The 10304-nt window shown below is 45.0% G+C and carries 8 protein-coding genes; 3 read left to right on the forward strand and 5 right to left on the reverse strand.

Annotation, left to right across the window (positions count from 1 at the left end; all coding sequences use genetic code 11):
* Window position 1: 1 nt before the first annotated feature.
* Genes AB4274_RS21015 through yceD form a run of 4 tightly spaced genes read right to left on the reverse strand, consistent with a single transcriptional unit; the run spans window position 2 to window position 2726 of the window.
* On the reverse strand, window positions 2-952 hold the full coding sequence (locus tag AB4274_RS21015) for a beta-ketoacyl-ACP synthase III (protein ID WP_017054985.1): 951 nt from the start codon (window positions 950-952) through the stop codon (window positions 2-4).
* Between the two features lie 5 nt (window positions 953-957).
* Window positions 958-1983, reverse strand: a complete 1026-nt coding sequence (plsX, locus tag AB4274_RS21020; RefSeq protein ID WP_372113120.1) for a phosphate acyltransferase PlsX — start codon at window positions 1981-1983, stop codon at window positions 958-960.
* 9 nt (window positions 1984-1992) lie between these two features.
* On the reverse strand, window positions 1993-2163 hold the full coding sequence (gene rpmF, locus AB4274_RS21025; RefSeq protein ID WP_004737376.1) for a 50S ribosomal protein L32: 171 nt from the start codon (window positions 2161-2163) through the stop codon (window positions 1993-1995).
* A gap of 35 nt (window positions 2164-2198) precedes the next feature.
* A complete protein-coding gene (gene yceD / locus AB4274_RS21030) occupies window positions 2199-2726 on the reverse strand; it encodes a 23S rRNA accumulation protein YceD (RefSeq protein ID WP_017062153.1) in 528 nt (175 codons plus the stop codon).
* A 149-nt stretch (window positions 2727-2875) separates the two neighbouring features.
* Between yceD and AB4274_RS21035 the strand changes: the two genes are divergently transcribed.
* Complete coding sequence (locus tag AB4274_RS21035; protein WP_017067204.1) at window positions 2876-3457, forward strand: nucleoside triphosphate pyrophosphatase; 582 nt, start codon at window positions 2876-2878, stop codon at window positions 3455-3457.
* 273 nt (window positions 3458-3730) lie between these two features.
* Here AB4274_RS21035 and rluC read toward each other — a convergent pair whose 3' ends face one another.
* Window positions 3731-4675: a 23S rRNA pseudouridine(955/2504/2580) synthase RluC gene (gene rluC, locus AB4274_RS21040; protein ID WP_017054981.1), complete on the reverse strand. Its 945-nt coding sequence runs from the start codon at window positions 4673-4675 to the stop codon at window positions 3731-3733.
* Window positions 4676-5293: 618 nt separating this feature from the next.
* Between rluC and rne the strand changes: the two genes are divergently transcribed.
* Both rne and AB4274_RS21050 read left to right on the forward strand, forming a co-directional pair.
* Window positions 5294-8428 (forward strand): ribonuclease E, encoded by a 3135-nt coding sequence (gene rne, locus AB4274_RS21045; protein ID WP_102427873.1) that lies wholly within the window; start codon window positions 5294-5296, stop codon window positions 8426-8428.
* Between the two features lie 258 nt (window positions 8429-8686).
* The gene (locus AB4274_RS21050) at window positions 8687-10234 is read left to right on the forward strand and encodes a SulP family inorganic anion transporter (RefSeq protein ID WP_017062156.1); all 1548 of its coding nucleotides are present in this window, start codon (window positions 8687-8689) and stop codon (window positions 10232-10234) included.
* The last annotated feature ends 70 nt before the right edge of the window (window positions 10235-10304 follow it).

Here is a 10304-nt window from a genome sequence, read left to right on the forward strand (position 1 = left end):
GTTAGAATTTAACTAACGCAGAACCCCAAGTGAAGCCGCCGCCAAATGCTTCAAGTAGAAGCGTTTGACCACGTTTAATTCGCCCGTCGCGAACAGCCTCATCTAGGGCCGTTGGTACGGTAGCTGCTGACGTGTTGCCGTGCTTATCAAGAGTAATCACTACTTGATCAAGCGACATCGTCAGCTTTTTAGCGGTTGCCGAGATAATACGGTAGTTCGCTTGGTGTGGAACTAACCAATCAAGCTCTGACTTATCCATATTGTTCGCCGCTAAGGTGTCTTTAACTAGCTTAGAAAGCTGAGTTACCGCCACTTTAAATACTTCGTTGCCCGCCATGTGCAGCCATTTGTCTGCATCACCGCCGCGCTCTGGTACTTCTAGGCTTAGAAGCTCACCGTATTTACCATCAGAGTAAATATGAGTAGACAAAATACCTGGCTCTTCGCTTGCGCCTACAACCACCGCGCCTGCTGCATCACCAAATAGGATGATAGTAGAGCGGTCAGTCGGATCACAGGTTTTTGACAGTGCATCCGCACCAATTACCAAAACGTTCTTACACATGCCAGTCTTGATGTGTTGATCAGCAACAGACAGTGCGTAGACAAAACCAGAACACGCTGCAGCCAAATCAAACGCAGGGCAGCCTTTGATACCAAGCTTGCCTTGTACCTGACATGCCGAAGACGGGAATGTGTGGCTACTGCTGGTTGTCGCAACGATGATTAAATCAATCTCTTCTTTGTCGATACCTGCCATTTCAATGGCATTTTCAGCAGCGTAAAACGCCATATCAGCAACGGTTTCGTTTTCCGCTGAAATACGACGCTCTTTAATACCCGTTCTAGCAACGATCCACTCATCGCTAGTCTCTACCATTTTCTCTAAGTCTGCGTTAGTACGCACCTGAGATGGCAAGTAGCTGCCAGTACCTAAAATTTTGCTATACATGAAGACTAATAATGCCTCTCGAGTAAAACCGCTTCCAAACGATCGCTAATGCGGCTGGGGACTTGTCGTTTGACCTCGTGTACTGCTTCACCAATCGCGTTGACGACTGCAGACACATCAGCACTTCCATGACTTTTAATGACAATGCCGCGCAATCCTAACAAACTTGCGCCGTTATACTGGTCGGGGTTCAAGGTTTTTAATTCAGTAAATAGCTCAGAAAACAGCATTCTGGCTATCCAACCCTTTATTGTTGAAGCCATCATGCGCGTTTTTAGCTTATCAATAAAGAGCTGAGCCGTACCTTCGCACGTTTTTAAGCAGACATTGCCCACAAAACCATCACATACGACGACATCAGCAGCATCTTGAAGTAATTGATTACCTTCAATATAGCCTATGAAGTTCACAGACTGAGTATTAGACAACATTTCAGCGCATCGTTTTACAAGGTCATTGCCTTTAATTTCTTCTGCACCGATATTCAAGATAGCGACACGTGGTGCGCGACCTAAATGTTGTTCTGCTAATGCACTGCCCATGACAGCAAACTGAAACAGTGAATCTGCGTCACTAGAAACGTTCGCCCCTAAATCAAGCATCCATGTGCGATTTCCGGATGCAGTAGGCAAAGCTGAAACCAATGCAGGCCTATCAATACCGGGAAGAAGCTTGAGTCTGAAACGGGATAAAGCCATCAATGCGCCAGTGTTACCACCACTCACACAAGCATCAGCCTGTGATTCGGCAACCAGATCGATAGCGGCACGCATAGAGCTACCCTGACTATTACGTAAGGCTAGTGAAGGTTTTTCAGAATTGGAAATGATTCGATCACAATGCTGGATACTCAAACGAGAATCAGGCATTCGACCTAATGAAGATAATTGAGATGTGATCGCGTTTCGATCACCTATTAGAATGACTTTTAGCTCTGGGAAATACGACAGTGCCTGCACGGCGGCAGGCACTGTTACACGAGGACCGAAGTCCCCGCCCATTGCATCAAGCGCAACGGTTAGATTTTGCAAAGGTCAACCTTACTTGTTGATAACCTTTTTGCCGCGGTAGAAACCTTCGGCAGTCACGTTGTGACGTAGGTGAGTTTCACCTGAAGTTGCGTCTACAGAAAGTGCAGCTGTAGTTAGCGCATCGTGTGAACGACGCATGCCACGCATTGAACGTGATTTCTTGCTCTTTTGTACGGCCATTGACCCTACTCCTATGTAAATTCTTAAAGAAGCAATTACTTCTTTAAGCTTTTTAAAACATCAAATGGATTCGGCTTTTTGTCTTCCTCAATTTCTTCAGGAAGTTCACCAAACACCAAGTTATTTGAGTTAACGCTACATTTCGCATCGTCGTGCATTGCTATTTGTGGCAATCCAAGGATGAACTCGTCTTCAACTAATTGAATCAGGTCTAACTCACCGTACTCGTTCAGATCTACCAAATCGTACTCTTCCGGTGCTTCCTCTTCACTTTTCTCACTGTAAACAGGAGTATAAGTAAATTGGACATCGCACTCATGTGCGAAAACCTCATTACAACGTTGACACTCTAAATCGACTTCGACGTTAGCTTTACCAGAGATAACGACTAATCGTTGTTCATCAAGCCCAAATGACATTGAGACTTGCGCGTCACGTTTTACGCCTTCAGTTGCTTCAGTTAAACGCTTCAAAAGACTGACCTGGATGATACCATCCATATCGAGTCGTTTTTGAGCCGTTCTTGCCGGATCAACTGTACGCGGTATTTTTTCCTTTTGCATAGGGCGCGAATCTTATCTTCCAAATCGTGTTTAGTCAAAGGAAATGGCAAAAAAAATGTACTTTCCTGCCTTTCCTATTCAGAGCATTATGAATAGCAGGACAAGTTACGTTATCCTGAGATAAATGCTTCCTTGAATTGTAAATTAAAATGAGAAATTACCAACTAGTTTTAGCCTCTACATCACCATTTAGGCAAGAGATCCTCAAAAAACTACAGTTAAGCTTCATTACAGCCAAGCCAGACTGCGATGAAACGCCGCTTCCAGAAGAGACACCACAACAGTTGGTGATGCGCCTTGCTGAGACCAAAGCTAAGTCTTGTGTTGTGGAGCAACCTAGCTTAGTCATTGGTTCTGATCAGGTTTGCGTAATTGATGGAGAGATCATTGGTAAGCCTCACACTCGAGAAAAAGCGATCGAGCAGTTATCTCGTCAAAGCGGCAAGAGCATTACTTTTTATACTGGGCTTTCGGTTTGGAACAACGAAACCAATGAAGCTGACACACGTCTCGACACCTTTGTAGTGCATTTCCGCGATTTAACTAAGCAACAGATCATTAGTTATGTTGAAAAAGAGCAGCCTTATTACTGCGCAGGTAGCTTTATGTGTGAAGGGTTAGGCATCGCGTTGTTTAAACAGATGGAAGGGAAAGACCCAAATACTTTGATCGGCTTACCGCTGATCGATCTAGTCGATATGTTAGAAGCGCAAGGAATGGGTGTACTATAACGGATACGCTCTCTTTGTTAGAGATTCCCTACTCCTTCCTTCGTCAGTCTAGGGAATGGCGGAACACGCAATTTTATCTAACCAACTAATGATATAGAGCGTGATTTTAAAAAGTCGTCATCCTCAAGAGCGAGGAACGAGCGACTTGGGGATCTTCTACAACAGATGAAAACAAAAAAGGTTGACGATATTCGTCAACCTTTCTCATTTATGGATACTGAAGAACAAATTTAGAGGCACTCTATACCTTCGTATCTCGTATCTCGTATCTTCTTAAAGCTTACGTAAACCAGTTAGGGCTTTCTCTAGCCTTCTTTCCATTGGCGCCGAGATATCCATCTTCTCTTCACTACCTGGGTGTGTGAACTTGATGTTTGCTGCATGTAGGAACAGACGATCAAGACCAACCTTACCCGTGTAAGCGTCAAAACGACGATCACCGTAGCGATCATCCCAAGCAATTGGGTGACCAGTATACTGAGCGTGCACACGAATTTGGTGTGTTCGGCCTGTAATTGGGCTTGCTTGAATCAACGTCGCCTCTTGGAATTTTTCTAAAACCTTAAAACGGGTTTCAGAAGCTTTACCATTCGGGTTAACTCGAACAATGCTGTTCACTTCATTTTTCAACAAAGGTGCGTTGACGACTTTGCAGCTGTTCTTCCATTCGCCCATAACTAAAGCGAAGTAGTATTTTTGAACCGTTTTTTCACGGAACTGTGCTTGAAGGTGTCTTAGCGCCGAGCGCTTCTTAGCAACAAGCAAAATGCCAGACGTATCTCTATCGATACGGTGCACTAATTCAAGAAAACGAGCATCAGGGCGAAGAGCACGTAATGCTTCAATCGCGCCAAATTTTAATCCGCTACCACCATGAACAGCAGTGCCAGACGGTTTGTTAAGAATTAGCATGTGATCATCTTCATAAATGATGCACTGTTCTAATTCTGAAACCTTGTTGAGTTTCGTGCTCGGCACGTTCTCTTCTGTTTTCTCTTCAATAGTAACCGGAGGGATACGAACTAAATCGCCAGCTTTTAGTTTGTATTCAGCCTTGATGCGTTTTTTATTTACGCGGACTTCGCCTTTACGCACGATTCGGTAAATCATGCTTTTCGGGATGTTTTTTAATTGGTTGCGTAAGAAGTTATCAATACGCTGACCAGCCATATCTTCGTCAATGTCGACGAATTGGACTTGGGTTCTAATTTCGCTCATTGCGCTATTGTATCACTGTCACTTTTGATAATTGAGATTTTCTTAGCCCTATTCCGAACTTATTTATCCCTAATCCTTACCGATCTATCCCAAAATGGTCGCCGAAGTTCTATATTTCTTTGATTCTTCGAACAAAAAAGCACCAAGATTCCTGCAAATTAAAATATCAATTGATAAATTATTTATAGACAGTGAGTTAGAGCTATCAAAACCCAAACAAAAACTGTTTTTTTTACAGCATTCCGACAAAGCAGATTGCTGTGTTTACCGACCGCTGCTATAGTTCACAGCTGCTATCAGTGGTTTGACTATTATTTAAACAGCTAACCATTCATAAGCAAGTAAATGAGTAGATAACTCAGATTAGACAGTGCTGCAATCGGCGTAAGACACGGTCAACTGAGTTCCTTATCGCTCTACTCACGTACACTCATGTTGAGTATTCACCGCCACATCGCGGATCATAGGCTAACTCCCTATGATGACTGACGTGCCCCAGAGCATCCCTCTCCAGCCGGGAGGCTGCACCGATAAAGCCATGGGATCTGGCACCATGAGAAACGAAATAAAGCGATAAGAACAATGATGAAAATAAGAAAAGACAATGAGAACTTCTAAATGAAAAGAATGTTAATTAACGCAACTCAAAAAGAAGAGTTGCGTGTCGCTTTGGTTGATGGCCAACGACTGTTCGATCTAGATATCGAAAGTCCAGGTCACGAGTCAAAGAAAGCGAATATCTACAAAGGACGTATTACCCGTATTGAACCAAGCCTAGAAGCGGCATTCGTTGATTACGGCGCAGAACGTCACGGTTTCCTCCCTCTTAAAGAAATTGCCCGCGAATACTTCCCTGAAGGTTATACATACCAAGGCCGTCCTAGCATTAAAGAAGTGCTAAAAGAAGGCCAAGAAGTAATCGTACAAGTAGAGAAAGAAGAACGTGGTAGCAAAGGTGCTGCACTGACAACTTTCATCTCTTTGGCTGGTAGTTACTTAGTTCTTATGCCTAATAACCCTCGTGCTGGCGGTATTTCTCGTCGTATCGAAGGTGATGAACGCACTCAACTGAAAGCAGCATTAAGCACTCTTGAGCTTCCTCAAGGTATGGGCTTAATCGTGCGTACAGCGGGTGTTGGCAAAAGCGCAGAAGAGCTAGAGTGGGACCTGAATGTTCTATTGAACCATTGGGGCGCTATCAAGCAAGCTTCTGATTCAAATGCAGCTCCTTTCCTAATTCACCAAGAGAGTAACGTTATTGTTCGCGCAATTCGTGACTACCTACGTCGTGATATTGGCGAGATTCTAATCGACAGCAATACTATTTTTGAACGTGCACAAGCGCACATTCAATTAATACGCCCAGATTTCATGAATCGCGTTAAGAAATACGATGGTGAAGTGCCACTATTCAGCCATTACCAGATTGAAAGCCAGATCGAATCTGCTTTCCAACGTGAAGTTCGTCTTCCATCTGGTGGTTCTATCGTAATCGACCCAACAGAAGCACTGACTTCTATCGATATCAACTCTGCTCGTGCAACAAAGGGCGGCGATATTGAAGAAACAGCACTTAACACTAACCTAGAAGCTGCCGATGAAATTGCACGTCAATTACGTCTACGTGACCTAGGTGGTCTTGTTGTAATCGACTTTATCGATATGACCCCGGTTCGCCACCAACGCGAAGTAGAAAGCCGTCTACGTGATGCCGTTCGTTTAGATCGCGCACGTGTTCAGATTGGTCGTATTTCTCGCTTTGGTCTTCTAGAGATGTCTCGTCAACGTTTGAGCCCATCACTAGCAGAAGCAAGCCACCACATTTGTCCTCGTTGTACAGGTACTGGTGTTGTTCGTGATAACGAATCTCTAGCACTTTCTGTTCTACGTTTGATTGAAGAAGAAGCTCTAAAAGACAACACAGCACAAGTACTTGCTGTTGTGCCTGTTCCAATCGCTTCTTACCTTCTGAACGAAAAACGTCGCTCAGTAAACCACATCGAGAAGAACCAAGAAGTTAAGATCACTGTTGTTCCTAACTCAGACATGGAAACGCCGCATTTTGAGGTTATCCGTGTTCGTGAAGGTGAAGAGTTCGATCTACTATCTTACTTGCTGCCTAACAAGCTAGAAGCTCTAAAAGAAGCGGAAAGCAAAGAGCCTGCTGAACAGACTATTCGTCCTAAGAAGATCGAAGAACCTGCTCTGAAAGGCTTCGCAGCTCCTGCTCAATCAGCACCAACTCCTGCTCCAGCACCTAAAGCTGTAGAAGAGAAGAAAGCTGAACCAGCAGCGACTCAAGAACCAGGCCTAATTGGTCGTTTCTTCAAAGCTATCGGTAGCTTCTTATTTGGCTCTTCAACTCAAGAAGAGAAAAAAGAAGAAGAGAAGAAAGAAGAAGAAAAACCTAAAAACAATCGTAACAACGGCAACCGTCAACGCCGTGATCGTAACGATAACCGTCGTCGTAACCAACGTGGTGAGCGTGGCGAACAGCGTAACGACCGTGGTGAACGTGGTGACAATCGTAACGAAAACCGTGACAACAAACGCCGCCGTAAGCCAGCTCGTGATGAGAAGCCTGAAGAGCAAAAAGAAGCAGCTCCACAGCAAACTCGTCAGCCTCGCAAGCCTAAGCAAGACCGTCGCAACAAGCCACGTGATGAGCAGAAGCAACGCGAAGAGCAAGCACCATCTAAATTAGCAGAAGAAGGTCTACAGCTAGCAGCAGAAGCACAAGCTGGTAAACCGGAAGCGCCTAAGGCTAAACCTGAAGCGAAAGCAGCTAAGATTAAAGAGCGTCGTCAGCGTCGTAAACTGAACAAGCAAGTTCGTGTTAAAGACCAACAAGCTCAAGCTGAAGATAACGCTTCAAAAGAGCAGGTTGCTGCTAAAGAACTATCTGTTTCAAAAGAACAGTCAGTAGCTCAAGAGCAAAAAGTTGCGGAACAAGTAGAAGCAACTCAAGCGAATGCAGAGCAAACTGAACAGGAAGAGCCGAAACAACGTCGTAACCGTCGTTCTCCACGTCACCTACGTGCAAGTGGTCAACGTCGTCGTCGCGGTCGTGATCGTCGCCCTAACCCATTCCGCCTACGTAAAGGTGGTGTAGCTTCTCCAGAGATGGCTATGGGTAAAGTGATGCCTCGCTTCATTCCAAAACCTCACCACAAGCAGGCAAAGCCTGAAGTGGCTGAAGTTCAAGTAGCAGCTGAAGCTCAAACATCTGTTCAAGAGCAGAATGTTGCTCTAGAGACGGCACCACAAAGCAACGTAGCAATGACTGGCGGCTTCGCATGTCCAGAGCTTGCAATGGGTAAAGTTATCATCCGTCGTGAAGATGCTGCTGTTGAAGCTCAAGTAGCTGAGACTCCTGCTGTAGTTGAAGCTCCTGCAGTCGTTGAAGAAGCACCAGTGGTTGCAGAAGCGACGAAAGTTGAAGCGCCTGTTGTAGCAGAAGCTGTGCAAGCAGAAGCAACACCAGTTGTTGAAGCTGAAGCGCCTAAAGCTGAAAGTGCAAAAGTTGAAGAAGCACCTGTTGTTAAAGCAGAAGCTCCTAAAGCGGCACCAAAGGCAGCTGTTGCTAAGAAGCAAGCCGGTTCACCAATGACTAAAGCTCCTGGTCCTCAAGAGATCAAAGAGATTGAAGTGATTGCAGCTCCGTTCCGCACTGAACGTTTTGTATCGAAAGGTGCAGGCAGTCAGGCAGCGTCGAACAAAGCTGGCGCGGCGATGACTAAGCCAAACTACTAGTGATTACTGATAGGTAATCGCGAGTAAATAGAATCAAAGGCTGCTTATTAAAGCAGCCTTTTTCATATCTACTAATCGAATAAAAATTAACAGATATATTACTCAAAGTTAGGTTCAACCTTGAACTTAATCACATTTTTGGGTAGCATTCGCGCACTTATCTTTTCGACACTTCGCTATTGCCGCTCTTTTCCATCACTGTTTGGCTACGCAATACACCCGTGTCGGTAAATCCATCTTAAGCATAGCTGAGCAAACATGTTCGAATTCCCACAATTTTCAAAGCACTCTGTAAAGAATGACGTGCTTTCAGGTCTTACAGTAGCCCTGGCTCTGGTACCTGAAGCTGTAGCATTCGCCTTTGTTGCTGGCGTTGACCCAATGGTTGGTCTTTATGCAGCATTCATCGTAGGTTTAATCACTTCTGTCTTTGGCGGCCGTCCAGGTATGATTTCTGGCGCAACCGGCGCAATGGCCGTTGTAATGGTGAGCCTAGTGGCAACCCATGGTGTTCAATACCTATTCGCAGCCGTTATGCTGGCTGGCCTTCTGCAAATTGCAGCAGGTGTATTTAAACTAGGTAAATTTATCCGTATCGTTCCACACCCAGTAATGATTGGTTTCGTGAACGGTTTGGCCATTGTTATCTTCCTAGCTCAGCTTGGTCAGTTTAAAGCGCCAGACGTAACAGGTGCGTTGACTTGGTTACCAAGCGGTCAAATGACACTTATGCTAGGTCTAGTAGCCCTTACAATGGCTATCATCCACTTCCTACCTAAGCTAACAACAGCAGTACCATCTTCATTAGTTGCTATTGTTACAGTAACGGCTTTGGTTGTGGGTCTTGACCTTGAAACTCGCACTGTTGTCGACTTCCTACGTACAATGTCTGGTGACGAAGCTGCTACGCTAGCGGGCTCTCTTCCAACATTCTCAATTCCTGCTGTTCCGTTTTCTTTAGATACACTACAGATCATCCTGCCTTACGCAATTATCCTTGCGGCTATCGGCCTGATTGAATCTCTGCTGACACTGACAGTACTAGACGAAATGACAAACACTCGTGGTCAATCTAACCGTGAATGTGTTGGTCAAGGTATGGCTAACGTAACGTGTTCTGTATTCGGTGCGATGGGTGGTTGTGCGATGATCGGTCAATCGATGATCAACGTAAACTCAGGTGGTCGTGGTCGTCTTTCAGGTATCGTCGCCGCAGTTGCACTACTGATGTTCATCCTGTTCGGTTCTGCACTGATTGAAATGATTCCTCTAGCAGCACTTGTGGGCGTAATGTTCATGGTTGTTATCGGCACATTTGAATGGGCAACCTTCAAGCTTGCGCGTCGCGTTCCTAAACAAGACTTCTTCGTTATCGTTCTTGTTACCGTAGTAACAGTACTGACTGATCTTGCTGTGGCAGTAGGTGTTGGTGTTGTCGCTTCTGCGCTAATGTTTGCTTGGCAACATGCTAAACACATCTACGCAGATACATCAGTAAACGCTGAAGGCTCAAAAGAGTACAAAGTTAACGGCCCAATCTTCTTTGGTTCAACGGCTAACTTCCTAGAGTTGTTTGACGCATACAACGATCCACAAGATGTAATCGTTGATTTCGCAAACTCACGCGTGACTGACCATTCTGCAATTGAAGCGATCGACACGATTGCTGACCGTTACGCGGCGCTAGGTAAAACACTTCACCTTCGCCACCTAAGCCAAGACTGTGTTGCTATGCTGCACAAAGCAGGTAGCTTAGTTGAAGCGAACGTTGCAGAAGACCCAATCTACAAAGTAATGTCTAAGTAATCTTAGCTGTAGCTTTAAGTTAGATTTAGAGAGGCCGACATTCAATGTCGGCCTTTTTTATGGTTCATCG

Origin of the sequence: Vibrio sp. 10N.261.55.A10 (assembly GCF_041470825.1) — a bacterium.
GTDB lineage: Bacteria > Pseudomonadota > Gammaproteobacteria > Enterobacterales > Vibrionaceae > Vibrio > Vibrio crassostreae_C.

Excerpts from the sequence above, each read along its gene's own strand:
- AB4274_RS21015 (WP_017054985.1), bottom strand. The coding sequence starts at position 952 with ATGTATAGCAAAATTTTAGGTACTGGCAGCTACTTGCCATCTCAGGTG.
- rpmF (WP_004737376.1), bottom strand. The coding sequence starts at position 2,163 with ATGGCCGTACAAAAGAGCAAGAAATCACGTTCAATGCGTGGCATGCGT.
- yceD (WP_017062153.1), bottom strand. The coding sequence starts at position 2,726 with ATGCAAAAGGAAAAAATACCGCGTACAGTTGATCCGGCAAGAACGGCT.
- AB4274_RS21035 (WP_017067204.1), top strand. The coding sequence starts at position 2,876 with ATGAGAAATTACCAACTAGTTTTAGCCTCTACATCACCATTTAGGCAA.
- rluC (WP_017054981.1), bottom strand. The coding sequence starts at position 4,675 with ATGAGCGAAATTAGAACCCAAGTCCAATTCGTCGACATTGACGAAGAT.
- rne (WP_102427873.1), top strand. The coding sequence starts at position 5,294 with ATGAAAAGAATGTTAATTAACGCAACTCAAAAAGAAGAGTTGCGTGTC.
- AB4274_RS21050 (WP_017062156.1), top strand. The coding sequence starts at position 8,687 with ATGTTCGAATTCCCACAATTTTCAAAGCACTCTGTAAAGAATGACGTG.